The organism is Candidatus Nanohalococcus occultus (genome assembly GCF_029207735.1).
Classification (GTDB): domain Archaea; phylum Nanohalarchaeota; class Nanosalinia; order Nanosalinales; family Nanosalinaceae; genus Nanohalococcus; species Nanohalococcus occultus.
This window is the reverse complement of sequence record NZ_CP104395.1, coordinates 853,178-877,351: the sequence shown is the minus strand read 5'-3', so window position 1 is coordinate 877,351 and position 24,174 is coordinate 853,178. Positions and strand designations below refer to the sequence as shown.

The 24,174-nt window shown below is 47.1% G+C and carries 33 protein-coding genes and 2 tRNA genes; 27 read left to right on the top strand and 8 right to left on the bottom strand.

Going from position 1 to position 24,174, the window contains the following annotated elements; all coding sequences use genetic code 11:
- The first annotated feature begins 4 nt into the window (after positions 1–4).
- The 12 genes from SVXnc_RS05085 to SVXnc_RS05030 all read left to right on the top strand — a co-directional run bounded on the left by SVXnc_RS05085 (position 5) and on the right by SVXnc_RS05030 (position 5,956).
- A complete protein-coding gene (locus tag SVXnc_RS05085; RefSeq protein ID WP_347721835.1) occupies positions 5–1,543 on the top strand; it encodes a hypothetical protein in 1,539 nt (512 codons plus the stop codon).
- Positions 1,540–1,695: a hypothetical protein gene (locus tag SVXnc_RS05080; RefSeq protein WP_347721834.1), complete on the top strand. Its 156-nt coding sequence runs from the start codon at positions 1,540–1,542 to the stop codon at positions 1,693–1,695. The genes SVXnc_RS05085 and SVXnc_RS05080 overlap by 4 nt, the downstream gene beginning before the upstream one ends.
- A gap of 30 nt (positions 1,696–1,725) precedes the next feature.
- On the top strand, positions 1,726–1,869 hold the full coding sequence (locus SVXnc_RS05075; RefSeq protein WP_347721833.1) for a hypothetical protein: 144 nt from the start codon (positions 1,726–1,728) through the stop codon (positions 1,867–1,869).
- Positions 1,866–2,090: a hypothetical protein gene (locus tag SVXnc_RS05070; protein WP_347721832.1), complete on the top strand. Its 225-nt coding sequence runs from the start codon at positions 1,866–1,868 to the stop codon at positions 2,088–2,090. Before SVXnc_RS05075 ends, SVXnc_RS05070 begins: the two co-directional genes overlap by 4 nt.
- Positions 2,080–2,520 (top strand): hypothetical protein, encoded by a 441-nt coding sequence (locus SVXnc_RS05065; RefSeq protein ID WP_347721831.1) that lies wholly within the window; start codon positions 2,080–2,082, stop codon positions 2,518–2,520. The genes SVXnc_RS05070 and SVXnc_RS05065 overlap by 11 nt, the downstream gene beginning before the upstream one ends.
- Positions 2,517–2,912 carry a hypothetical protein gene (locus tag SVXnc_RS05060; protein WP_347721830.1) on the top strand — a complete coding sequence of 132 codons (396 nt, stop codon included), beginning with the start codon at positions 2,517–2,519 and terminating at the stop codon, positions 2,910–2,912. The genes SVXnc_RS05065 and SVXnc_RS05060 overlap by 4 nt, the downstream gene beginning before the upstream one ends.
- Complete coding sequence (locus SVXnc_RS05055; RefSeq protein ID WP_347721829.1) at positions 2,909–3,436, top strand: hypothetical protein; 528 nt, start codon at positions 2,909–2,911, stop codon at positions 3,434–3,436. The genes SVXnc_RS05060 and SVXnc_RS05055 overlap by 4 nt, the downstream gene beginning before the upstream one ends.
- Positions 3,417–3,959, top strand: a complete 543-nt coding sequence (locus SVXnc_RS05050; protein WP_347721828.1) for a hypothetical protein — start codon at positions 3,417–3,419, stop codon at positions 3,957–3,959. Before SVXnc_RS05055 ends, SVXnc_RS05050 begins: the two co-directional genes overlap by 20 nt.
- Positions 3,956–5,011, top strand: a complete 1,056-nt coding sequence (locus SVXnc_RS05045; RefSeq protein ID WP_347721827.1) for a hypothetical protein — start codon at positions 3,956–3,958, stop codon at positions 5,009–5,011. Before SVXnc_RS05050 ends, SVXnc_RS05045 begins: the two co-directional genes overlap by 4 nt.
- 52 nt (positions 5,012–5,063) lie before the next feature.
- The gene (gene albA / locus SVXnc_RS05040; protein ID WP_347721826.1) at positions 5,064–5,342 is read left to right on the top strand and encodes a DNA-binding protein Alba; all 279 of its coding nucleotides are present in this window, start codon (positions 5,064–5,066) and stop codon (positions 5,340–5,342) included.
- Positions 5,343–5,409: 67 nt separating this feature from the next.
- Entirely contained in the window at positions 5,410–5,697 is a 288-nt protein-coding gene (locus tag SVXnc_RS05035; RefSeq protein ID WP_347721825.1) for a hypothetical protein, read from the top strand.
- 1 nt (position 5,698) lies between these two features.
- Positions 5,699–5,956: a hypothetical protein gene (locus SVXnc_RS05030; protein ID WP_347721824.1), complete on the top strand. Its 258-nt coding sequence runs from the start codon at positions 5,699–5,701 to the stop codon at positions 5,954–5,956.
- A gap of 2 nt (positions 5,957–5,958) precedes the next feature.
- Here SVXnc_RS05030 and gpmI read toward each other — a convergent pair whose 3' ends face one another.
- A complete protein-coding gene (gene gpmI, locus SVXnc_RS05025) occupies positions 5,959–7,416 on the bottom strand; it encodes a 2,3-bisphosphoglycerate-independent phosphoglycerate mutase (RefSeq protein WP_347721823.1) in 1,458 nt (485 codons plus the stop codon).
- Positions 7,417–7,486: 70 nt separating this feature from the next.
- Here gpmI and SVXnc_RS05020 point away from each other — a divergent pair, with 70 nt between their 5' ends.
- The gene (locus SVXnc_RS05020) at positions 7,487–8,476 is read left to right on the top strand and encodes a hypothetical protein (protein WP_347721822.1); all 990 of its coding nucleotides are present in this window, start codon (positions 7,487–7,489) and stop codon (positions 8,474–8,476) included.
- A 44-nt stretch (positions 8,477–8,520) separates the two neighbouring features.
- On the top strand, positions 8,521–9,798 hold the full coding sequence (locus SVXnc_RS05015; RefSeq protein WP_347721821.1) for a coiled-coil domain-containing protein: 1,278 nt from the start codon (positions 8,521–8,523) through the stop codon (positions 9,796–9,798).
- A 21-nt stretch (positions 9,799–9,819) separates the two neighbouring features.
- Here SVXnc_RS05015 and fen read toward each other — a convergent pair whose 3' ends face one another.
- On the bottom strand, positions 9,820–10,842 hold the full coding sequence (gene fen, locus SVXnc_RS05010; protein ID WP_347721820.1) for a flap endonuclease-1: 1,023 nt from the start codon (positions 10,840–10,842) through the stop codon (positions 9,820–9,822).
- Between the two features lie 37 nt (positions 10,843–10,879).
- On the opposite strand from fen, the gene SVXnc_RS05005 reads away from it, so the two are divergent.
- The gene (locus SVXnc_RS05005) at positions 10,880–11,032 is read left to right on the top strand and encodes an orotate phosphoribosyltransferase (protein ID WP_347721819.1); all 153 of its coding nucleotides are present in this window, start codon (positions 10,880–10,882) and stop codon (positions 11,030–11,032) included.
- 2 nt (positions 11,033–11,034) lie between these two features.
- Here the strand turns inward: SVXnc_RS05005 and SVXnc_RS05000 are convergent, their stop codons facing one another.
- Positions 11,035–11,289: an elongation factor 1-beta gene (locus SVXnc_RS05000; protein ID WP_347721818.1), complete on the bottom strand. Its 255-nt coding sequence runs from the start codon at positions 11,287–11,289 to the stop codon at positions 11,035–11,037.
- A 203-nt stretch (positions 11,290–11,492) separates the two neighbouring features.
- Between SVXnc_RS05000 and SVXnc_RS04995 the strand changes: the two genes are divergently transcribed.
- A tRNA-Arg gene (locus tag SVXnc_RS04995) sits at positions 11,493–11,564 on the top strand.
- 114 nt (positions 11,565–11,678) lie between these two features.
- Here SVXnc_RS04995 and SVXnc_RS04990 read toward each other — a convergent pair.
- A complete protein-coding gene (locus SVXnc_RS04990) occupies positions 11,679–11,966 on the bottom strand; it encodes a hypothetical protein (protein WP_347721817.1) in 288 nt (95 codons plus the stop codon).
- 129 nt (positions 11,967–12,095) lie between these two features.
- Positions 12,096–12,491: a peptide-methionine (R)-S-oxide reductase MsrB gene (gene msrB / locus SVXnc_RS04985; protein WP_347721816.1), complete on the bottom strand. Its 396-nt coding sequence runs from the start codon at positions 12,489–12,491 to the stop codon at positions 12,096–12,098.
- 45 nt (positions 12,492–12,536) lie between these two features.
- Here msrB and SVXnc_RS04980 point away from each other — a divergent pair, with 45 nt between their 5' ends.
- Positions 12,537–12,887, top strand: coding sequence for a GIY-YIG nuclease family protein (locus SVXnc_RS04980; protein ID WP_347721815.1), 351 nt, complete (start codon positions 12,537–12,539; stop codon positions 12,885–12,887).
- On the opposite strand, the gene SVXnc_RS04975 is transcribed toward SVXnc_RS04980, so the two are convergent.
- The gene (locus SVXnc_RS04975; RefSeq protein WP_347721814.1) at positions 12,874–13,857 is read right to left on the bottom strand and encodes an NAD(P)-dependent oxidoreductase; all 984 of its coding nucleotides are present in this window, start codon (positions 13,855–13,857) and stop codon (positions 12,874–12,876) included. The two genes, SVXnc_RS04980 and SVXnc_RS04975, sit on opposite strands and share 14 nt — an antisense overlap.
- 87 nt (positions 13,858–13,944) lie before the next feature.
- Between SVXnc_RS04975 and SVXnc_RS04970 the strand changes: the two genes are divergently transcribed.
- The 9 genes from SVXnc_RS04970 to SVXnc_RS04930 all read left to right on the top strand — a co-directional run bounded on the left by SVXnc_RS04970 (position 13,945) and on the right by SVXnc_RS04930 (position 20,205).
- On the top strand, positions 13,945–14,292 hold the full coding sequence (locus SVXnc_RS04970) for a DUF192 domain-containing protein (RefSeq protein WP_347721813.1): 348 nt from the start codon (positions 13,945–13,947) through the stop codon (positions 14,290–14,292).
- Positions 14,293–14,315: 23 nt separating this feature from the next.
- The gene (locus tag SVXnc_RS04965; RefSeq protein ID WP_347721812.1) at positions 14,316–14,996 is read left to right on the top strand and encodes a 60S ribosomal export protein NMD3; all 681 of its coding nucleotides are present in this window, start codon (positions 14,316–14,318) and stop codon (positions 14,994–14,996) included.
- Positions 14,997–15,035: 39 nt separating this feature from the next.
- Positions 15,036–15,347, top strand: coding sequence for a S1 domain-containing protein (locus tag SVXnc_RS04960; protein ID WP_347721811.1), 312 nt, complete (start codon positions 15,036–15,038; stop codon positions 15,345–15,347).
- Between the two features lie 15 nt (positions 15,348–15,362).
- Complete coding sequence (locus SVXnc_RS04955) at positions 15,363–16,118, top strand: serine protein kinase RIO (protein ID WP_347721810.1); 756 nt, start codon at positions 15,363–15,365, stop codon at positions 16,116–16,118.
- A 54-nt stretch (positions 16,119–16,172) separates the two neighbouring features.
- Positions 16,173–16,676 carry a KH domain-containing protein gene (locus tag SVXnc_RS04950; protein WP_347721809.1) on the top strand — a complete coding sequence of 168 codons (504 nt, stop codon included), beginning with the start codon at positions 16,173–16,175 and terminating at the stop codon, positions 16,674–16,676.
- 43 nt (positions 16,677–16,719) lie between these two features.
- Positions 16,720–18,309 (top strand): DNA topoisomerase VI subunit B, encoded by a 1,590-nt coding sequence (locus SVXnc_RS04945; protein WP_347721808.1) that lies wholly within the window; start codon positions 16,720–16,722, stop codon positions 18,307–18,309.
- A 104-nt stretch (positions 18,310–18,413) separates the two neighbouring features.
- The gene (locus SVXnc_RS04940; protein WP_347721807.1) at positions 18,414–19,544 is read left to right on the top strand and encodes a DNA topoisomerase IV subunit A; all 1,131 of its coding nucleotides are present in this window, start codon (positions 18,414–18,416) and stop codon (positions 19,542–19,544) included.
- Between the two features lie 107 nt (positions 19,545–19,651).
- Entirely contained in the window at positions 19,652–20,050 is a 399-nt protein-coding gene (locus tag SVXnc_RS04935) for a group I intron-associated PD-(D/E)XK endonuclease (RefSeq protein ID WP_347721806.1), read from the top strand.
- Between the two features lie 51 nt (positions 20,051–20,101).
- Positions 20,102–20,205, top strand: a tRNA-Asn gene (locus tag SVXnc_RS04930).
- Positions 20,206–20,333: 128 nt separating this feature from the next.
- Here the strand turns inward: SVXnc_RS04930 and SVXnc_RS04925 are convergent.
- Positions 20,334–22,049 (bottom strand): GmrSD restriction endonuclease domain-containing protein, encoded by a 1,716-nt coding sequence (locus SVXnc_RS04925; protein ID WP_347721805.1) that lies wholly within the window; start codon positions 22,047–22,049, stop codon positions 20,334–20,336.
- Between the two features lie 124 nt (positions 22,050–22,173).
- Here SVXnc_RS04925 and SVXnc_RS04920 point away from each other — a divergent pair, with 124 nt between their 5' ends.
- Positions 22,174–23,361, top strand: coding sequence for a hypothetical protein (locus SVXnc_RS04920; protein ID WP_347721804.1), 1,188 nt, complete (start codon positions 22,174–22,176; stop codon positions 23,359–23,361).
- On the opposite strand, the gene SVXnc_RS04915 is transcribed toward SVXnc_RS04920, so the two are convergent.
- Entirely contained in the window at positions 23,362–24,156 is a 795-nt protein-coding gene (locus SVXnc_RS04915; RefSeq protein ID WP_347721803.1) for an SDR family oxidoreductase, read from the bottom strand. It abuts the gene before it with no gap.
- Positions 24,157–24,174 lie beyond the last annotated feature (18 nt).

The window sequence follows — 24,174 nt, the reverse complement described above, 5'->3', positions numbered from 1 at the left end:
AACTGTGAAAGGCTCGATAGCGATAGGTACAATTCTGGCGATCGTTGCCGCATTTGGAGCGGCCGGGACAGTAATGACTGCTTACACCGACGGCCCTATCGCAGATATTATAGATCAGGGAACTGAAGCCATAGGACAGCAGTCCGATTACACAGTCGATGTCGCAAATAAGCAGGATGTCTCCGATCTCGCAATGCTTGTCTACCAGAGAGGTTCAAACGACGGATGCAGATACGACACCGATGAAAACGGAGAACTGCTGTGTAAACAGGGTATGCATCCGATGGTCTGCTACCAGAACAATCCGTCTCAAAGAAATTTTGATGTAAAAAAGAAAGGTTACTGGCCTCAATCCGGTTACCCTGCTCTTGCCGATACTTACCTGGGTCAGTACCCGGACTGTTACGGCGCGAGATCCACGGGGCTGGGTCAGACAGGGGTGGCTCAGAGAACAGGACAGGATATGGAAGGAATCTTCTCCCGTGAGCGGTTCGAGGTAAAAGAGACGATTACTTTGACTTCGAACGACGATTCGACGTACCTTGAGTCCAAGCTGAAAGGATTCTCCGATAAATCCTACGATCGCTGGGCAGAACTATGTGAGGGAACTGTTCTCTCATCACAGTCCTATACTCTTTACTTCGATGTCGAGCAAGATATTGACGGCCGTGCCAGCGACTGGAGCGTTAACGATCTTGAAAACAGTCCTTACTGTGGTGGCGAACAGGAAGTGAGCGGCAGTGAAACCGTCAAGGGTTTAGACGGTAAGGACTCGGTAAAACTCTGTAAGGGTGATAAAGGATACATCCAGATAAACAAAGGCTCTCCAACAAACGACGGTGAGGCCGGAGAGGAGTATGGCACAGGTAACGCACCGAAATTCGCCCGCATAGTTATAACAGAGGTTGAAGAACCGAATTGCGGCTCTGTTACGGGCGTACAGCCTGACGGTCCGACCTCTTCGCCGTACATGGCCTTAAGAGTTAACTATCGACAGTTCCCTACGAAGACTCGGCAGATGGCGCTTTCATTCTCTGCCAGTGGATGGACTACGGCTTTTTACGAATGGCATGAACCTACCAACTCGCAGTGCGCGCTTCATTTCATGGACAACGATCCCAACTCGTTTGACGACCCTGGCGGAGCTTACTACTGGAACGGCACGGTTATACAGCACGATGGTACGTTTCCGCCTGTAAACTCGGTCGAGGTATCGTCAACGGCGTTTTCGGTAAGTCATAACTTCGAGAAAGGCTCAGGCGATCTCTACAGAGACAAACTTGTGGCTGAAGGTTTCAGCGATGAAACTGTCGATAGTACCGAGATTGACTTCTTGAAGGGCAGTAAAAAGGATAGCGATCAGGTCTTCCAGCCGTACGGCGATCTGATCTGTGGCGATCTTGCCTCCGATAACCGGCAGAGATCGGTTTGGGCTGTATGTGATGAAGCACTACCCGGCCCTAGAAGGGTCAGGGTCCATGAACAGGGAGAGGAGAAGATATACGTATGTGAACCGGGAAACAGGAAATGGGTGGAACAATGAAATACAGGAAAGGAATGATATCGATAAGTTTTACGATGAAAATCGTCATAGGCGTCATAACAGTGGCTTTAATCCTGGCTGCGGCCACAGGATGGGTAGATCAGCTGCTCGGTGATTTCGCGAACTCTGTTGAGTTTCCTTCACCGCAGTAATATTAACCTCCGAGAGTCAATAGTTAGATTATGCGCCGTAAAGGATTCATCATGCCGCTGAACTACGTAGTTTTACTTGTAATCGGGATGATAGTTCTTGTGCTAGCCTCGGTTTTCGCACAGTCACATGCTCAAAACCTCAGTAACTTCGCAACCAACGCCACACTCGGATGATATCCCGAGACTTCGTAATAGCGCTGGCGCTCGGAATAATTATTGTACTAGCAGTTATAGGCGTTTTAACAGTTACAGAGCGGAGAGCTGATAGTCAAGTCGGTAAACAAACAGATTCTTTAAGCGAAGATGCGGAATGTATCTTTGAAGAACAGGGTCTGGAAAACGCCGCAGAGTGTACTGATTACACGGAAAACAGGTTGAGAACTCATGCGACGTAAAGGTATAGCAGAAGAAGCTGTTGGAGAGGTTACAGTCGGCTTTCTAGTAGCCTTAACAGCTATAGTAATAGTTACTAGCATGTCTATGATGCTAGCTACAGACGATATAACAGGCAGTCCTAAGGATAAGGTAGAGTCGATAGCAAACCAGATCGCCGATAGATGCCAGGCCGTAAATGAAGAAGACAAAGAAAGCTATGATGAACAAAAATACGTATTGGGTACGATTTCAAACCTGAAGATAGATACAGAGGACTCCGAATCACGGCTTGTAGCGGAGCTAGAGTCTTCTACAAGAACTCATGTGCTGAACGATGACTGTTCGTATGAATGGCCGGGTACAAGCATCGATGGGGCGGAATGGTCGATCAACGTCTCGGCTCAAAACCCTTCAAGTCCCAAGATCGTTGTGGAAGCGGAAAAACAGTGAGTGCCAGCTTTCTGGAAAACATCGATCCGCTTCTCACAGCTATGGTCCTGCTAACGGTAAATCTGACATTGGCCTTCAACAGCACGGCTTTTCTTAAGACCTCTACTCTGGACGTACAGTCTACACGTATTAGCTCTACCGCGCTTTCCGTAGATTCGGCTGATGCCGAGGCTAAGCTTAAAATGAAGGGTTACGAGATAGCACATGATCCTAGCGAGCAGACAGTTAGTTTGAGGTATGACGGTGAGTCTATTTCAGAAGATTTTTCTCTTGTATATGAGTCTTATTCTGGTGTCGTTGCGCCTACAGATTTCCGTACTATAGACTCACAGCTTTGTATTTACAGTGAAAACGACGTACTGTATCTTGATGTAGAAGGGTGTGCTAGTTGAGTCTTACCGCGGAAAACGCCCTGAAGAAAATACCTTATACGCTGATGATGTTGACTGGGTTCGGAATAATTGTATCGCTGTTTTTCACAGGACTGGTCGATATAAACATACAGACCGAGGATCTGGGGGAAGACGAGTTCATGGCTGCAACTGTTCTCCAGAATCTCTTGACTTATCAGGTGCCGGAGTCAAAACAGGGCAGCTTGAACTACGAATACAGTGGGCGCAGAGCGACTCTGCCGGTAGAGCTTTTCACACAGGAGGCAACGGACTCACAGCTAGGCTACATGGAAGAAAGTTCTTACTGTTACATACCGGAGGTCAACGGCCTTGATGGGGAAAACTTCGCGGTCTTCATTGAACCTCTTTCCGAGACCTCCTATGACCTTGAATGTACTCAACAGCAAGGAATCTCGACCAGGAGACAGGTAACGGTTTACACAGAGCCTGTAAGCGCTCCTGTAACTTTACAAGGCGAAAAAGAAAACGTTTTAGCACGGGTGAGTGTCTATCAGATCCTCTAAAGGTCAGGAGATGATCGGGGAGATTGTGGTATACGGTGCGGCGATCTTCACAGCGCTCGCATTCTTCTTAATAATTACACTGGGGGAGGCAAGGTTGGAGGAAGATATAAGGCCGAGAGTCGATTACTCTCTAAATGAAGTGAAAGCCGGCTCTGCGATCAAAACCTCATTAAACGGAGATATCTACATCGACGAACAACCTAGCTCCAAGTACGGTCAAATAGCTCCTAAAGAGCTTCTGTCACTTTACCTGTCGACAAACGGCAACATAAGGCTGGGAGAGGATACTTTCTCGGAATCAGAGGTTCAAAGCGATCTCGAACAGCATTTTAATTACACACTTGATGCCTCACTTGACTCATCGTATTACCGGATGAAAGTGGAAAACAGGGCATCTGTTATAGAGGTCAGCGACGGTCAGGCAAACCGCCAGATCTCGTATTCCAGGATGATTCCTCTTGCCGGTGGAGAGACCGCAGAGTTCGAGCTGTGGGTACAGGATTCTGTAGGTGATGAAAGTTGAGGAAAGGCGTAGCAGCAGATGTATTAGCTATTACTATAATGTTCGGAATGAGTTTAACGCTCTCGGGTCAGTCGCTGCTGCTTTCTGAGTCCGTAACCCAGCAGACATCTTACGTTGTAGATGATCTGCGCATGGTCTCAAGGGCGAGTTCAGCAGCTGACAGCTACCTGTATGATTACGCTCAGGTAGGGGTTGAAAGATCCATCGAGCAGAAAACACTTGAGAAAGCAAGGGCGGGCGGCGATATTTCCTGGACTGGTCAAAAGGTCTCAACTTTTACCGCTGAAAACTTACGAAGTACCGCAGTCAGCAACCTTGAGACTGCCTCCGAGAGCTACTTTCATGAAAACTATGTGGCTGATGAAAAACCGGTACCATGTCGCATAACCAACCCGGAAATCGATATAGCGATCACGGAAACACAGGATGTGTTAAAAGGAGAGTTAAGCCCTGAGAACTATCTTGCGGTCGAATGTAGCGCACAAAAGACAACTGTGACTGCTACTAAGGAGTCTTCCACAACGGCCGCGTTCAACTCCCGGAACAACCGTTACGGTACTTACGCCGCAGAGGCAGCAAAGATACTCTACGACCTACAGTCAGAATGGGAAGGCAACCGAAGACGGTATACAGGAACAGCTTCAGCATGTGGGACTACAGCAGGTTTAGCAGCTGAGGCTAACTCAGAGGCAAGATCTGATGCGTATGATCTCTACAGCCGGGAAGCTGAGCAGGCTGTCTCAACAAACCTCGAAGACACGAGCATACAGGATGAAGACTACCGTCTTTCAGAAGTAACTGAGACCAGATCCGAAACTGATTCTTCCGGGGTCTGTAGCTGCGATCCTGAACCGGTTCCATGTAAAACCGGTACCTGTACCAGAGTCATATGTGATAAAACCGAGTTCGAGTCAGTTTCCGAGATCAGAGTAGATGAAGCACAGGCTAGCATGACTTTAAAGGACGATAAGTACAAAATACTCGGCGAACGCGGCTTTCAACCCTTGGAATTCAAAATAAGCGATTATACGCAGAGTTTTAACTCGGATTGACGGATCAACGGTTTAAATTTTCCTTACAAAAATCGTGGTAGGTGATCAAACAGTGCCAGAAGAAGACGACAACACAGTATACATTGGATCCAAACCGCCGATGAGTTACGTTCTAGCGGTTGTAACTCAGTTCAGCGGCGACAGAGATGAAGTACACGTTAAAGCAAGAGGTAAAGCCATTTCCCGGGCAGTCGATGTAGCGGAGATGGTGACAAGAGATCACGTCGAGGAAGCAGACGTAGAGGACATAGAGATTGGCACAGACGAGATCGAGACGGATGAAGGAGACAGCATGAAGGTATCATCAATCCAGATCGACCTAGCAAGATAATCCAAGAGAGGCCTTCTCGGCCTCAAAACTTCATGTTTTTTATACGACTTCTACAAAATTAGCTGATATGAACAAAGGAATGTCCCAGACACTGACCCTGGTAGTAATCGCATCCGTACTTATGATGACGGCTTTGACGGTCGCGGTACTGGGACGAACAACTCTTCTAGATAGCAGCGAAAACTTGAACCGTGACGCATGCGTTCAAGCAGTTGAAGGCGCCTGTGGTCTGTCTGAATCGGTTCCGGCTCCCTCTCAATGTGTGGAAAGATCGGATGATGGCAGTATAACCAGCCACGTCGATATAGCGAGCTACAACTACGAGGACGGAAGATACATCTGTTCAGGAAATTAAAATGGAAGTAACGCTTCGAATGATAGTTGCCTTCGCATTGTTGGGCATAATGGCTCTTCTGGCAGGTTCTATCGCTCAGGATCAGACTCAGAGCGCGGATTCGACTCTTGATTCTCAGGTCACTTCGGCTAAGTGTGATCTCTGGGAGGTTCAGAGAAGTGAGAGTTCTGACGGGTGTAATAGGGCTCGCTACCTCTATGAGAAAAACTGTGGCTCCGGTAGCGTTTCCAGTAAATGCCAGACTAAATACGGCGATTAAGCTTATTTTTTAGCTTCCAAGGACAGCTCGCTGGAAATAATGTTCTCTATCTCCCAGAGTTCGCTGTGTTCCTTTTCGAACTCTAAATCTACTCCTATCAGCGGCACAGGGTTCAATGTATGAGAGGTCTTGTTCTCATCTGCGGTTCCTAAGTCCTCACAGTTTCCATGGTCTGCGGTAACAACCATTCCATAATCCGAGTCCTTGACTGCCTCAACTAGCCGCCCCAGATTTCTGTCAACTGTTTCTACTGCGGTGATAGATGCGTCCAGGTCTCCGGTGTGTCCTACCAGATCTCCGTTTGCGTAGTTCAAAAGGATGAAATCGTATTTTCCATCTTCTATAGCGTCCAGAACAATGTCTGTTGTCTGTTCGGCATGCATCTCCGGTTTCTGATCGTAGGCCTTGATCTTATCGCTTTCAATGAACTCTCTGTCCTCGTCTTCGAACTCAAGCTCTCTCTGTCCGTTGAAAAAGTAGGTTACATGCGGTTTCTTCTGGCTTTCTGCCACCCGCAGCTGACTTTGTCCTGCGGCCTGTATCTTCTCGCCTAACGTGTTTTCCACTACCTGCTTTTCGAAAAGCACAGGGTTCTCGAACTCCTCTCGATAACGGAACATCGAGGTAAAGTTCGGCTTAATGGCGGCTTCGAACTCGCTGAAACCTTCCTTTATCAGCGCATCCGCTATCTGACGTTCACGGTCCGCACGGAAGTTGTAGAAAACTACCTCCTCATCGTCTTTCATGCCTTCATAGTTTTCCGCTATACTTGGTTGGATGAAATAATCGTAGTCTCCGTCCTCGTAGCATTTTTCGACTGCTTCTGCGGGTTCGCTGAACTCAAAGCCTTCTCCCGCGGTCATCGCACGGTAGGCTTTCTCTGTCCGCTCCCAGTTGCTATCGCGGTCCATCGAGTAAAAACGACCCATGACAGTTGCGATCTCTCCGCCGTATAGATCGCAGAACTCGCCGACCTTTTCCAGGTATTTTTCCGCGCTCTTCGGGTCTACGTCCCTTCCATCGGCAAAACAGTGGATGCGTACTTCCACATCGTAGTCCGAAGCCGCTTCCATCAACGCTTCTAAGTGGTCTATGTGTCCATGGATTCCTCCATCGCTGATGATTCCTGCGAAATGAACTGTAGTATCGTTTTTCTCAGCTCTTTCCAAGGCCTGTACAAGCCCGTCATTGTCCTGTAGTTTGCCTGATTCAACTGCGTTGTTGATCCGTGTCAGCCGCTGTGGTATGGCTCTGCCGGCGCCCATGTGTAGGTGACCTACTTCGCTGTTCCCGGTATAGCCTTCCGGCAGCCCGACGGCAGGTCCGGAGGCTTCAAGTCTCTGGAATCCGGTCTCCATCAAACTGTCAAGCGTCGGTGTATCCGCCTGCTTGAACGCGTTACCCTGTTTTTCATCTCTGAGACCTACTCCGTCCATTACTACTAGTACTACCGGTTCCATACGGTTTGATTCGGGCGGCGTGAATTAGTTAGTTCTGGTTTTATATTCGAGAAAAAGGAATCAAGTACCGATGGGTTTAACCGATAGGCTGAAACACGCAACGGAGAAGGTCTCGGGCGATAAAGACGTTGAGGAATCTTCTGCTAACTACGAGACTATAGAGGATAATTTACAGCAGATCAAAGACGAGATAACAGGAACGCCCAAGACAAGTGTAACAGACCTAGAAAACTCTTCGATGCGCAGACAGGTAGAAGAGACCGTGGCTGACGACGAAGACAAAGAACAAGGCCCGAAGGTAAACTCTGAGCCGAAAAGTATCAAGGAAGAACAAGGCCCTGACAAAGAAGAGCTGATGGATGAAATCGCAGAACTCGAATCAGAGTCCGGGGCGGACGATGAAACTCTGGAAGAACTCGAGGAACGTATAACGGAAGTAGAAAAAGAACTGATGTCCGCTGAAACCGAGAAACTATCGGAAATCGGCGATCTTGAACAGAGAGTAACACAGCTAGAAGTAGACGAACAGAAAGATGAGGCAGGCTTCGAAGAGTTCGAGCAGAGAATGAATCGGCTTGAAGCCGAACTTGAAACACTTGACTCGCCTGAAATACTTGACAATCGTCTCACGGAGCTAGAAGACCTTGTAGAGAACCCTGAGCGCCGGATGAACTGGCTTATCGAAAACGGCCTAGAAGACCGGCTCGACCTAGATTTCGATACTTCAGGGCTTGAAAACAGGCTTGACTCGGTTGAAGACCGGCTGGAGGACTTCCAACAGAAGCTGGAGTCAAACGAAGGCGTACAGCAAGAGGAGTTCGACCAGCTGAAAACTGAGATAGTTGAGCTACGGGAAAAAACAGATAGTTTAGAGGAGGAAATGCGTTCAAGGCTCGAGAATCTCGAAGACGACTCTGGAAATGTCGAGGAGTTATGGGAGGCGATGGATGAAGAAGTCTCGATGCTTGAAAAACGCATAGAGGACAACAAGCGCCAAAACGAGCAGCTTCTCGATCAGATGGTACAGCTCACCGAGCTAGTGAAGGACGGACTCCGGTAGCGTTTTAATTCTTTGACCACTTCACGGTATTAAGTGATTCAAAAGTGGCGGAAGAGGTAATTTTCGGTGGAGATGAAGAAGACCAAACAGAACAACAGGACTCTCAGAAATCCCTTCTAGACGAACAGAAGGAAGAAACTGAAGAAGAGTCGGAAAAAGTACCAGAAGAAACAGAACAGGAAGATGAAGACAAAGACTCTTCCGAAGAACTTCTACAGACGGAAGAAACTGGAGAAAACACAGAGAAAGATGAGGTCTCCGAGCCAGAGGGCAACTCGGATCTCGAAGAACAGTTCCAGGAAAGACTGGATGAGATGGAAAATCGGTTCGAAGGCCGTATCGAGTCCCTTGAGAACCAGCTCGAAGAGGAAAAAGCCAGCGATGGTCTGGACGAGTTAGAACAGAGAATTAACGTACTGGAATCTAACTCAGGGCTTAAAGCAGAGTTCGTAGAGGACTTAGAAGCGAGACTGGACGGACTTGAAAACGCCAGAGAAGAACTAAACGAAAAAATTGAAGAGCTTGATTCTCAAGACGGCGATGTGTCGGAAGAAGAGATCAAGAACCTGAAAGCAAGCATTGAAGATCTACCGGATTCTGATATCGTAAAAGACATTGAATCGGAGCTTGAAGAGGTTAAAGACCGCGTAGCGGAAAAATCAGATTTAATATCGGATGTAAGAGAAAACCTGATTGAAAGAATTGAAGAAGTTGAAGAATCCGGGGCAGATACCAATGAACTTGACAAAGCACGGGTTAAAGCGGATAACCTCGAGTCTAGGATTGAGAGCCTTGAAGATTCCGATGCTAAAGACGTCTCAGAGTTCGAGGACAGGATTGACGAGCTTGAAGCATCATTGTCCGATATCAGATGGATATTCAACGACTTCGAGGATCTAGCGGAGCTTAAACTTCTAACAGATGAAGAGTTCGAGGATCTAAAGGCCTCAGATCAAGAGTTCGACGTAGATGTGGAAAGCATCGAAGACAGAGTTAATGGTTTACAGGAAAGATTTGATGAACTTGAAGACGCACATTACGATCTTAAAGACGAACTTGGCGGCGTCGGCAGCGATGAAGAGCTTGGATTAATCAGGGAACGACTTAATCAGGTCGAAAGTAACTCTGGTATTGAAGCAGAGTTTATAGATACCTTGGAGGATAGAATTGAAGCTCTTGAAGCTGAAAAACAGCCAGATATTGAACCAATCCTCAACGAAATCGAAAGACAGGAAGAGGAAGTTCGGGACATCCGTGAAGGATATCAGGAACTTGGAGAGATGATGAGAGTCATTCTCAAAGAGCTAAGAGAGACACGCTAGTCTCCTATTCGCCCTTATTTTTTATACGAAACTGTCAAGACCTGGCTGACGGGATTCTAGAGCAGTTTCGAGCTTTTTAAGGCCGGAGTTGACTCTTTTCTCCGAGAAACCATGGTCTTCGACCAGAACCTTTCTGATTTCGTCTTTATCCGGCTCTCCGAACTCGTAACTGGTTTCCTCGACAGGCGGATTCAGGAAAAACTCCTCGATAAGCTCCGGATCGTTTTCAAACTCCGTGTCCTTGACCTTGTCCTCTTCTAGAATATCTTCCAGACTATCATGCTCTCTTACGATCTTTAAAGCTGTCTTAGGGCCGATGCCGTGAACTCCGTCCGGGTTGAAATCGGTTCCCATCAGGATTCCCATCCAGACAAGCTGTCTGTGGCTTACTTCTAGTTCGTCCAGCACGTTCTCGAGTTCTATTCTCTCGACTGAGATCTTTTTCGTGCCTCCGCCGGAACTCTTGCGGGTTTTCCGGGATGTAAGGTTCCTGACCATCCGGTCGGCTCCGAAAAGCATACAGTCCCAGTCCTGGCTTCCAACCGCATAGACCTCATCTCCTACCATGGAGGCGGCTTGAGCCTCTCCTTCGCTTGGCGCTTCGACGTAAGGAACGCCCATCGCATCAAGCAGTCGTTTGGACTCTTCTATCATATCTCCTGTAAGTTTAGAGGACTGTGTTGCCTTCGAGTAGGCTTCTGATATCTTTCCCTCATCTTTGAGCTTCTCCCACTCGTCTCTCGCCTCTTCTCGTTTTTTACGGCGCTTGGAAGATTCCTTTGACTTTAAATCCGGCATCTCGCCGTCGAAAACATAGACAGGACGTATCTCATTTTCCATCAAGTTGATTGTTCTGTAGAAAAGCCCTGAAAGATGAGATGTTACATTTCCGTCGCTGTCTTTCAACGGGGTGCCGTCTCTCTGTCTTATTATTGATAAAAACTGGTACAACGTGTTCATAGCGTCGATGGCCAGTTCTTTGTTATGTAAATCCTCGAAACCTATTTCTTCAGGCTCTATCAGCTCTCCTAGATCTACGCCCATAGAAAAACGTTTAGGCTTCCAAGCTTAATAACCGGGTATGGATGATCTATGTGGGTACTGCGGTCAGAAAAAGGCAACCGAGAGCTGCGAGGTCTGCGGTTCGAACGTTTGCTCGAACTGTAAGCTAGAGTACGGATGTAAAGTCTGTGGCGGCGGAACAAAGAGTTTTTGGATGAAAAAAGAAGGATGAGCTTAGAGCTTGTCGAAATGCTCTAGCTCTATGCTTTGAAGGCCTTCAACTTCCTCGAGCTGGTTCTCAACGAAGTCCGTACCTCCTTTCTCATCTGTCGTAATAGCCGATACCTTGATAGCTTTCAGTCCGAAAGCCACATCTTCCTCTCCAATATCTGTTACGTCTACCTTTTCACGTACCTGTTCCTTTATCTCTTCTAAGTCGGTTTCGGCATCTTCCGGCATAAGTTTGAAAACACAAGCAATCTTTCCCATAAACGTAAATGAAAGAGAAAAGTATAAAACAGGATTTGACTCTCCTGCGCGCTCTAGGCTAGGCCTAGCTTCTGCTTCAGTTTCTTCAGTAGCTCTTTCATTTGTGGTTTAGTCACCTCGGGAAAAACGATTAGTACCCCGGGCTTTTCAAGCCAGCCCTAACAGCTTTTTAAAAAAGCTTCAGCTCCTGAATACTATTAGAAGCCCGCATGGTCTAGTGGAAAGACGGCACCTTGCGGAGGTGCAGATCCAGGGTTCAAATCCCTGTGCGGGCGAAACTTCTGAAAGTTTCATCATCAGAGGTCGCATAAAAGCGGCTTTCGGGTAAAAATCTGGGTTTATTCTTCTTTATAAGAAATTGTGGTTATGGACGGATCGATGTTGAAAGTTTAGCTGAGGCTTGGCTGCCCGGAACTTTTCACAAGGAATTTGATCTCATCGACGGTTTCCTGTGTGTCTTTTGAGCCGTCACTTTCCACAAGTATCCGGTAGTTCATGAAATGTCTCAGCGCGTCTTTTTCCCGTTCATTTAACTCCTCGAACCGGATGTCTTCGAACTTTTCGTATCTAAGAGCAAGGCTTCTAATTGATTCGCGGGCTTTCCGCATCTCCAAGCGGGTTTTGTTGGTTTCAGTTTCCAGGTATTCTCGGAATCGTCCGTTCAGCAGCACAGTCATTGTAAGGAATAATTGCTCATGATATCCCTATTAAGGCGATTTACGGATGTCCGAGAATCTGCTTGAGTTCTCTATATCTTGTTTTCCACGGTTCTAGAAGTTTTCCACCGGTGATTCGCTGGTTGTCCGTTAACTGTCCGAAACTTCTTCGAACTCGAGGGCTACAGAGTTTATACAGAAACGTTTCCCGGTCGGTTCCGGACCATCGTCGAAGACATGGCCGAGATGCGAACCGCATTCTGTGCAAAGAACTTCTGTACGCTCCATGCCGTGGGATTTATCCTCCTGGAACTCGACCGATCCCTCATCGGCGTCGTAGAAGGAAGGCCAGCCACAGTTCGAGCTGTACTTGGTCTTGCTGGAGAAAAGCTGGTTTCCACAGGCTGCACACCGGTAAAGGCCGTCATCGTCTTTTTCCACGTACTCGCCTGAAAAACGCGGCTCCGTGCCTTTTTCACGCATAACGCGGTACTGTTCGCTGGAAAGTTTTTCCTTGAACTCTTCTTCCGTTCTTGGCGTTTCCATAGCTAAACAGTAGGCTTGAAATTCCTTAACTCTAAGGTTAAAACTGTGAAAGCAGTTTATGCGGCGTTCTTCCGGCTGGAAAAGAGCAGGGAAATCGAGGTCGGAGCGCTCGGGAAAATACAGTTCCCAGAAGGAATCTATGTTTACGTCGGATCAGCCATGAACTCCGTGGAAAAGAGGTTAGAACGGCATTTTTCCCGGACAGAGAACAAACACTGGCATATAGATTATTTTTCCGCAGTAGCACAGCCCATTGACTATTTCATACTTCCAGAGAATTCAAGCTACGAATGTGTTCTCTCAGAAACAGCGAACGCTATAGGCGAACCTGTCGATAGCTTTGGATCTTCGGACTGTGAGTGTAAAACCCATCTATACAGAATTAAAAACCGTTGACCACGTTTTTCCTGTTTTCCAAGTTATCAAGGGTCGTATCTGTAATTCTCTGTAACGCCTCGATACTGTTAAACGCGTTATGCGGTGTGATCAGCACATCCTCTCTGTCGATCAGTATATGGTCTTCCAGGATTGTTTTCGGGTCGCATTCATCTTCCATCTCGCTGAGATATCCTATATCGTCTTCTAGAAAACATTCTTCTTCCAAGACGTCTAGGCCGGCTGATTTAACCTGGTCTTTCTCCAAAGCCTCGATTAACGCCTCTGTATCGATCAGACCGCCTCTAGCAGTGTTGACTAGAACGGTTCCGTCCATAAGGTCGAATTCCTCTTCGCTTAGAAGGTGTTCTGTCTGCTCGACTAGCGGGCAGTGAAGTGTTATGATGTCTGACTGTCTGAACAGGTCTTCGTTGCTGACGTACATGAAACCGAGTTCTTCCGCGGCTTCGTGATCTGGCTTTGGATCTGAGGCGATTACATCCATGCCAAACCCGTTTGCCATCTGTATTACGTGTTTTCCGATCGAACCGGTGCCTACAACTCCGAGCTTTTTTCCCTCTAGATCGAAGCCGCGCAGTCCTTCGTGATCGAAATCGCCTTCATCAACCTTTCTTATAGCAGAGTATATCTTCCGGCTCAAAGCCAGGATAAGTCCGAAGGTGTGTTCTGCCACAGTGTTGGCGCCATAGTAGGGGACGTTACAGACATCGATGCCCTGCTCACGGGCTTTTTCAGTATCAACATGGTCGAAACCCGTAGAACGACAGGCAACAAGATCCGCATCCAGGGAGTCAAGCACCTCGCCGTTGACATCCGAGGAGACGAAAACAGCTACCGCATCGTAGCCTTCCGCAAGCTCGACGGTCTCGGAGTTCAAAGATTCTTCGAAGAAATCAATCTCCAAGTCGTACTCTTTGTCCTCTAAATATTCTTTCTCCCAGTCTTCGGCGTCGAACCATGCTACCTTCATAGAGAGGTTATTGGCTTCCTTGAACAAAAAGCACGGCCTCGACTGGAATCCGTCCTGATTTAACCACTGAGCTGTAAATTTTCCTGTATGGACGAAATCAGTGTCCGGGTCGCAGGGAAAAAACACAGTGTGGAGCTAGCTGACAGCCTTATACGTCAGTTCTGGGGTCTAAGCTTCCGTTCGGAGGGAAAGATGCTTTTCGACTTCGGAGCCAAGACCAACGCATTCATCGATATGATGCTGCTTTCCGATCCGCTGTACCTGTATTTCCTTGATCCCGAGAGAAAAGTTATTGAGAAGATGGAAGCAGAGCCTTGGGGCTTCGATCCGCGGAGTTGGAAACTCTACAGGTCGGATGAAAAATACAGGTATCTTTTGGAAAGCTTCGAGGAGCTTGAACTGGATCAGGGCGATACCGTGGACTTCGAGCTTTAAAGATTCAGCTACGAACCTAAGGTATGAACTTAACAAAATTCTGCCCGCGTTGCGGTAAAGAAACCGAAAAGCTCTACGGGGAGAGAAAAAAGCTGTGTGCCGACTGTTACCCGGATAAAAACGATCTTCTTGAGATCCCGGACGTCGTAGAGATCACGATCTGTAGTGTCTGCGGCCGGATGGAACAGAGCGGAAAATGGCTCGAAGAGTACTCAGTTATAGACCAGCTATCGGCGAAGTTCTCCGAGTACAACGAGGAAGGGATCGAGATGCAGCTACAGTACTGGGAGGAAGATGAAGACTTCCTTGTGCGCGTACACGCCACCAAAGGCGAAATAAAGGCGTCTTATGATACCGAGGTCAGGTTCAGCAAGACTCAGTGTAAAAACTGCTCGAAGTTCGCCAGCGGATTCTTCAAGGTCAAGATCCAGCTACGGGGAGACGGCGACCTAGAGAAGGTCTCAAACGAGATCATGGATCATGCTGCCGAAATCACCAACGATGACCGGAACAAGTTTCTTTCCAACGTCGAGAAAAACCACAGCGGCTACGACATCTTTCTATCAACCGAGCCGATGGCAAAACAGATCCTCAGCCGGCTGAGAAAGCACTACGACCCCGATATCAAGCGAAGCTACGAGTTAATGGGCGAGGAAAACGGGGAAGAAGTCTACCGGAACGTTGTATCGGTCCGGATCGAGTAGTTGTTCCTGTTTTAAAAGACTGAGTTCTAAAGTTGAGGTATGCCGGAAGATGAAGAACAGGGAATTGGCCGCGTACGTGAACCAAGCGGCGATGAAGTACTAGGAGTCGTATTAAGAAAGGAAGGCGGTGGAAAGTACCGTGTATACTGTACGGACGGCAATGAAAGAATCTGTAGAATCCCTGGAAGCAAAAAACGTGGAATGTGGGTTGAAAGAGACAAAGTAGTGCTTGTAGACCCATGGAAGATCCAAGGCGATGAGAAAGGAGATATTGTAAACTCTTACTCGAACGCTGAGACTCGGTGGCTTGAAGATCGCGGTCACCTGGATGAAATCAGCGAGTTCCTATAGACCAGTCTTTTTCTAATGGAAAGAGAGTTCGAACGTCGATGGCAGGAAAAAAGCCGTAGAATGTTCGATAACTCGGAAGCGAAAAAAGCCTTCGATAACGTATTCGACCATTATACAAAGAAGGCTTTGATGAAGCTCTCGGATCGCGGAGTTCTCTCACAGCTTTATGGAACCATAGAGTCCGGTAAAGAATCGAAGGTTTTCCTGGCCGATACGCCTGACGGCGAACGCGTACTTGTAAAGATATACATGACTCGGGCCGGTGGATTCAGAGAGATGGAACAGTACCTGCGTGGCGATCCACGTTTCGAGAGCTTCAAGTCCGATAGAAGAAGCATAATTGAAGAATGGTGTAAAAAAGAATACCGTAACCTTCAGAAAGCTCAAGACGTTGTAAAATGCCCGAAACCAATCGCAACAGAGAAAAACATCTTAGTCATGGAGTTTATAGGCCAGGATTTTTCGCCTTTCCCGAAGCTCAAAGAAGTTGAGATAGAGAACCCGGAGCTAGGCTGGAAAAAGACAAAGAAAGCGATCAAAAAACTCTGGGAGGAGCAAAAACTTGTTCACGGCGACCTATCCGAGTACAATATCCTAGTGACTGATGAGCCAGCACTGGCATGGATAGACTTCTCACAGGGGGTTCACAGAACTCATCCGAGAGCAAAGGAGCTTCTGGAAAGAGATATTCAAAACACTGCGAAGTTTTTCCGAAGCCAGGGTGCGGAGACCGACGAACAGAACTTCTATAACAGCCTTATTTCCGATTGATAAGCTCTCTACTCAAGATCGAACTATTATAAAGCTTGTACGAGACCATTAGCTGTGAAGCAAGTACGCATACCTGAAGACAGGATCGGCGTTATCATCGGAGAAGGCGGCGAGACCAAACAGGACTTCGAGGAGCTAACCGACTGCGAAGTCAAGATAGAAGGCAACGTAGTCAAAGTTGAAGGAGAAGCATTCGACGAACTAATGGCGGAAAAAGCCGTTAAAGCAGTTGGAAGAGGTTTCAACCCTGACAAAGCTCTACAGCTTGTTGAAAAAGACGTAGGGTTTCACATTATCAACATAAAGGACTTCACGCAGAACTCATCCCGTCAGGAAGAGTTAAAGGGCCGTGTGATCGGAAGAGATGGAGAAACACGCAGACATATCGAAAAGGAAGCTAACATAGATCTATCCGTCTACGGAACGACCGTGGCGCTGATAGGTAAAGGACAGAATATACAGGTAGCGGTCGAAGCACTTAACATGCTGTTAAACGGCAGCACTCATTCGACGGCGTATGACTACCTTGAGAGAAATCAATCGAAGATTGTGCGGTAGCTAGAGCCGGACAGTTAAGAATCATCGGACGTAAAACGATATTATGAGCGAAGGCATGGAACAACCGGAGATGGAAGAATCTGATCACAAAGAGATTTCCGTCGCCGAGTTCTTCGAGAAGAACAGACACCTACTAGGATTTGAGAACCCTCAGAAATCCATAATCACGGTTACGAAAGAGGCAGTAGATAACTCTCTGGACGCATGTGAAGGAGACGAGATTCTGCCGGAAATACACGTACTAATTGATGAGATCGGCGATGAGAAATGCCGTATCGAGATCAGAGACAACGCGATCGGACTTGACAGAGAGACAATTCCGAAGGTATTCGGTAAGCTCCTCTACGGTTCGAAGTTCCACAAGCTTCAGCAGAGCCGTGGACAGCAGGGAATCGGAATCTCCGCTTCCGCGATGTACGCCCAGCTTACAACCGGAGAACCGGTGACAGTATGGTCCAAACAGGAAGGAGAGCCATGCCACAAGTTCGTTGTCCGTATCGACACGGAGAAAAACGAACCTGAAATTATAGAAGATGAAGTAGTTGGAAAGGACTCCGATGAGTTCCCAGGCGGGAAGGATTATTACTTCGATCACGGAACCACAATCGAGATGAACATCGAGGCAAAGTACACTGGCGGACATCACTCGGTGAAAAACTACCTCAAGCACACCGCGATCATGAACCCGTACGCACGGATCGTACTAAGAGAGCCGGACGGAAACAAGATCGAGTACCCAAGGGTCTCGAAAGATCTTCCTCAGAAACCGAAGGAGATCAAACCGCACCCACACGGAGTCGAACTCGGAATCATGATGAGGATGATCGAAGGCTCATCGGCCAGAACCGTCTCCTCATTCCTACAAAACGAGTTCACACGTGTCGGAAGAACTTCAGCCGACGACATATGCGAGGAAGCAGGAATCGATTCCGATAGAAGACCGAACACGTTGGACAAAGACGAGATCGAGACGCTGTTGAAGGCAGCCCAGAACGTAAAGCTACAGTCTCCGCCGAAAGACTGTCTTTCCCCGATCGGAGAGGAGTTAATCGAGAAAGGGCTTCAAAAAGAGTTGAACCCGGATATGATCTTTGCGGAAACCCGTAAACCGAAGGTGTACAAAGGAAACCCGTTCCAGGTCGAGGTAGGACTGGCATGGGGAGGAGACATCGATGAAGAAGGATCCTTCGACGAGCTAAGATTCGCAAACAAGGTTCCATTGCTTTACAAGAAATCCTCGTGTGTGACCACGAAAGCAGTAGAGGAAGTATCTTGGAATCGGTATAATGTCTCACAGACAGGAGACCGGCCGCAAGGACCGCTTTACATCCTAGTCCACATCGCATCGGTATGGGTTCCGTTCACATCCGAAGGAAAGGAAGCCGTAGCGAACTATGAGGATATCCGCAAGGAGATGAAGCTAGCCTTGCAAGAAGTCGGCCGCAAGCTAGGCCGAGAGCTTAAACGCCAGGAGCGACGTGAGATCCAGGAAAAGAAGAAAAGACAGCTTACGTCCTACGCAAAAGAGATGGGGCCGGCGATCGTCGAGCTAGCAGGAGAAGGAAGCCCAGAAGAGATCGAAGAGAAAATCCAGGCAATGGTCCATGCGGACTACAACCCGGAACAGCTCTAAGAGGAGTTACAAGTGAAGAGAGATACAATGAAGACTCAGACAGCAAATCAAAACCAGAAAGCCGCCGGAGCGCGGCTCAACCTGATCAAACTTGGTGAGGTTTGATGCCAAAGAAAGACTTAGCAAACGACGAAACAACGATTGAAAAACTAACACATCTAGGACGTAAGCTGAAAAACCAGCTTTACGATGCCGACTCGGAGAATCTGACGATAGAGACAAAGGTGCGCTCAAAGTCCAACGTCGAGTACGACGAAGAGGACGGAAGACTTGAGCTAGGAGACAGCTTCTCCCAGAGAAAGTTCCTGAATATCAGCCACGCCAGAAAATTCATGCAGACCACTCTGGTCGCAAGCAAGGCAAAGGAACTGGTTGAAAACGGCCGTACTGCCTCAATCAGAGAGGTTTACTACCAGTTAAAGCACACAGTTCCCGGACTGGATGAGAACACATTTGAAGATCAGGACGAGTCCAACAACGTAGTAGTCGACATCGAGACTGCTACAGGAGCGATCAGAGAGGACCTACACCTGTTCGCAGAGCCGAAAGGACGGCTTTTCGGACCTATCAAGATTAACGACTCCGGTGACACTATCGACGGTATGAGCATGGGTTCTGCCGGAATGGCGATTCCATCTATTGTTGATCACCTGGAATTTGAGGAGAACAACGCTGATTTCATCCTCGTAGTCGAGACATCTGCTATGGTTAACCGACTGGTAGAAGAAGACTTCCACGAGGAACAGAACGCGATCATCATCGGTACAGGAGGACAGCCAGCAAGAGGAGCCAGACGCCTGATCAACATGATGCACAACGAACTGGATCTACCGGTATACGTCTTCACTGACGGTGACCCATGGGGATACTACATATACTCAGTTCTCAAATCCGGATCGATGAGCCTCGCATTCCAGTCAGACCGCCTGGCAACACCGGATGCGAAGCTAATCGGTATGACAATGGAGGACATCGAAACTTATGACCTCCATCACGTAACAGAAGACCTGAAAGGAAAGCCAAAAGGAAGTGGTGGACCGACAAAGGACTTCAAGCGAATCCACGACGTCATGGACTACGAGTGGATGAAAAACGACGACTGGCAGAACCAGCTACAGAAGATGCTGGACATGGGAGTCAGAGTAGAACAGCAGGCTCTAGCAGCACAAAGCCTAGAATTCGTGGCAAACGAGTACCTGCCAAACAAGATCGAGAACGAAGAGTTCCTGGACTGAAAAGCTAGTTCAGTAACTGGTGCCTAACGGCACCCCTCATTTTCTCTTCTTTTACTTGTTTGTTAGCCCGGATAAGTCTTTTTCAGGGCCGATTGGAAATTCTAGGCATGCACACCAAAGATATAGGGGATCTTGCCGAAATAGCGGTGGCTAAGAAGGTAATGAGTTTGGGAAAATCTGTTTCGTTCCCGTTCGGAGACAATGAACGTTACGACCTCCTTGTTGATGACGGCGACATCCAAAAAGCACAGGTAAGGAAAGCAGCATATAAGCAAGATTGTCTGGTTTTTAGATGCTATAGCAACCACAGAGAGAATGGTGAAATAGTACGAGAGAGCTTCAGCTCCGAACAGATAGATGTCTTCTACGTCTGGTGCCAGGAGATGGACGAGGTTTTCAAAATACCTGTTGAACAAGCGCCGAACTCAACTATGAGCCTAAGAATAGAGGCTGCTGACAACGGTCAGAAAAAAGGCGTGAATTGGGCGGAAGATTACAGAATCTGAGCCAGACAAGCACTTGATTAAAAAGCATTTCTGTAAATACACTATTATACAGCCCAGGTAGCTCAGCAGGTAGAGCGCGACGCTGTTACTTATTTTCCGTAAAACGAAAATGAACAGACACGTCGTGGTCGCAGGTTCGAGCCCTGCCCTGGGCGCTCTGTCTTTCATAATTAAGTCAGTCATTTGATTTTTCGCCTATACTAAATTCAGTCTTTCGCTGTCGTGACCAGCTAGATTTTCAACTAAACGAGCGCTGAGAGTAGGAGGTGTCGAGCTTCAAATATCAGGAGGTATAGCTCTCGAGCTGTTGAGTGGCGCCTACTCTTTCCCGGATCTCTTTCATGATTCTTCTTTCTCTCAACTTTAGGAACTTGTCGTAGTCGTCGTTTTTCATTGCGTAATAGGCATCTTCAGGAATTAAATGGTCTTCCAAGACTTTTTTGACTTCTTCCTCGCTCCCTAATGAGTTTTCCATTTCCTCGATATATTTAGATGGGGCTTTAGCTTTAATTTTTTGATTTGTCTTCTTTTTAATCAGTGAGCGATTCAAAACAGTATTGCGTTTGTTGCTGTCAACTCCCTGATCTTTTAGATATTTTTTAGGGAATAGATGGTGATCCTCAAGGTTATGGTGGTCTACAGAATCTCCTGTAAGGAAGTCTCTTGCTCCGGAGAGAAGAGCTAGACTTATAACGCCCTTGTAGACTCCACTTGACTTAGAACTAACCGAACTGAGATCCATCTCTTTTAATTGATTGTCTGACATCAGAGCTTCTGGTTTAGCATCATCCCACTTTTCGAAATCTCTAACGTCTTTATGAGACTTAGTTGAGGTCTGGCTGCTGTATCTTTGGCTGAAAACAGTACTCCAATACCAGGTCTGTAATCTCTCATATTGTTTAGCTTCATCGTTCTCATTGTCTATCGATCTGAGAATAGCTGCCGTAGGCGCAACCAGTCCATTATAAGGGATCCAGTCCGAGTTCTTAACTCCGAAACCGCCATCTTGATTGCTTTTCATTCTGTTAAGGGCTTTCTCGAAGCTTCTGGCGGACTCTTTCCAATCTTCATCAAAGTCCGCTGTATCGAGCATAATGAGATTTTTTCTCTTAGGAGGCTGATCTCTTATCAGTGCTAAAGTACGCAATATGTTCTTTTTGTAGGTGTTGTCGTCCTTTCCATCTGCAAATTCGTGGATGCGGGGAAACTCCTCTCTGTTTTCGTATATTCCGTTCCAGAGATCTCGAAGTCGAATGTCTTCTCTAAAAAGACGAGCAGTAAGTAGATCGAATACGGCAAGAGGCTTTCCTGTTTTGTTAATTCGTTCGAATATTTCTACGACCGTATTTAGGTCTTCATCATCTTCTACTCGTGGTAATTCGACTGTTGCAACGCTAAAATCCATCATGTTCTCCGCATAGTTCTCAAAGTTGTCCCATAGATCGTCATTACCTGTCAAGTCCTTGTATTTGTTGCTCCAGTTAATCATATTTTTGTAATTTCTGAGCGCCTTAAGAGGCACCACATTTTTTCTGAAGCATTTTTCCTCGCTTTCGTAGGGCTTGTAAGATCTTGTACCTCTCCTTTCGCTGAACACTGCGTCCTCCCATTCTTCTTCCACAGCGTGTTCCATGTCTATAAAGAACTCGTATACGTAGTTAGTGTTTCCTAGACCTTTTTCCTCAGGAAATCTATGAGAATTAAAGGCATAATAGAGCGAAGTTATTCTTTGCTGACCGTCTAATATCATTCTCCTTGGATTTTTTGTGGTTTCTTGTACGCCTTCTATGGTTCGTGGTTCAAAGGGGGCGTCCTCTGGATCTACTCTTAGTAAAAGTAATGTGCCTATGAAATAATCGTTTAATATTGAGACTAGCAGCTCCTCCACCTCGTTCCGGTTCCATACGAAGGATCTTTGAAAGTGTGGTAGTACTAACCTTCCATTTTCGCTTTCGTCAATAAGGTCTACTAGTCCTTCTTCTCCCGGTTGCATGCTCATACAGATACATTTTAAAATCCTAAGGCTTATCTAATTGATGCCCTTGATGTTTTGACTAGGGCATTGCCTTGGGCGCTCTGTTTCTACACGAGGTTATTAATTAGATTCTTCAGAAGTTGTGTTTATGTCTGCTCGTAAGGGAAGTTTGCTTGAAAAACAGGTTGATACGGTTTTTTCATCTGCTGGTTTTGAATCAGAGACTAACGTCCGTCTATCGGGCTATGAGGTCGATGTCCATGCCGAAATGGGTGATTTAGAGGTCATCGTTGAGTGCAAACAGTATGAATCAAGCAATCTGAATGTCAAAAACAGGATACACGAGTGGAAGGGTAAAAATGAGTCTATCGGCGCGGACTGCGTTGTTCTAGCGGTTTACGGCCAGGAGATAAAGGATGGTGAGCGTGAGATCGCAGAGGATGCGGGAATGGAGATCTGGGGTCAGGAACGGATTGAAGATCTCTTACAGAAAAACGAGGAGGATCGTAAAGAGTTTTTATTCACGCGACTGGATGTAGAGCAAAAAGAGCTGGGCGTATCTTACCGGAGGAAGATCCGTAAACTGGTCTGGAAACCTTACCTAGAGGGCGATAGAGTTGACGCGGATGTAGCCCATGAGAAGCTTTTGCTGATGGTGAAACGTAGGATACGTAGAGAGCTTAACCAGCAGTCGGTTACTCGAGGAGAACGCAGACGTCACATCAACGTATTCGAGAACATCAAGAAAGATGGCTTGATAAGAAGCAATATCGATGTTAAATCCTCCAGCGAGAAGTTTGATAGGATAAAAAAGAAACTGGATGCTGGGGAAACCGAGCTAGCGGAAGGACGTCAGGAAAAATACCTGAGATACTTGGAGTCTGTTGAATCAGGTTTCAAAGACGCTAAATCTCGGTATCTAGACTCTGAAGGCGAAAAACAGGTCAGAAGACTTGTCAAATCCCGGATGGCGCATTTACTCAAGTACGGAGCTGACGTCGAGTTCTGTCCTCGGAGAAGGGACAAGCCGATCAACGCTTCAAGATCCAACGGGAAGATCTCACTGGACTTTGAAATTGATAACCCAGGGGATCTAGAGACCATAAGATGGATTCTAACCAGAGAGGGGTCCTACCGGCAAGAAGAGAAGGAAAACGGGTTGAAGCGAGATGTTGTTTCCTTCAGCTATGACGGAGTTGAATCAGCAACCGAAGCAGTCCTGAGAATAATGAACGAATACTACGGCTTTGACTTACAGCAAAGACGGATAGTTGATAAGAAAAAAGACAGCTTACAGAGAGGGGAAGGAATCTTCTCCAAACTTCTATCGCGGTAGCTATGAGTCAGGTACCTTCCGCAAATGCCCGAGAACTCTTTTCGCGTCGTTTTCCTCTTCGATCACGTTATCGGATAACAGGTTAACGTTCTCTCTGGAAAGTTCCGGCGTTCCCAGCGGCAGCTTTGAGAGGGCTTTCATCGCTGTCCTTGGAACAAACATGGGCATCGGGAACGAGTAAAACCGCTTTCCATGGCTTCGGTAGTATTTTTCAAACATTTCGTGTGCGTAGAGCTGTTCTGGCCCGCCAATCTCCAGGGTTTCGTTGTCGTAACCCTCTGCAGCCTCTATCATCACATCGACCAGATCTTCTACCATGATCGGCTGCATCTTAACATCCAGCTCTGGGAATGAAAGCACAGGGAATTTTTCTGCTATGTTTTTCATCGAGACGTTTTCGTCTCCGTAAACTATAGACGGCCGAACTATCGTCCAGCGTTCCTCTTGTTTAACAAGCTCTTCTGCCTTCGCTTTGGTGTTCATGTACGGGTGGTCGATCTTTCCAACGCCTAAAGCACTGATGTATACTACTTTATCGGCTTTAACTCCGTCGAGAAGGTTCCTTGTTCCATCGACGTGGACGGCCTCGTAAGCTTCTTTCGACTTTGTTCCTGGCTCTAGGCCAACGGTGTGGATCAGGACGTCGAATTCTTCTTCGATTTCGAACTCTTCGGTGATATCGATCTGGTAGTCTCCGGAGTTGAGGCTGAGATACTTAACCTCACCGCCCAGTTTTTCTCCTATACGGGTTCCGATGAATCCTTTTCCTGCGATCAGAACTTTTTGTTTGTCCATAGGCGGTAGTTGTCTCTG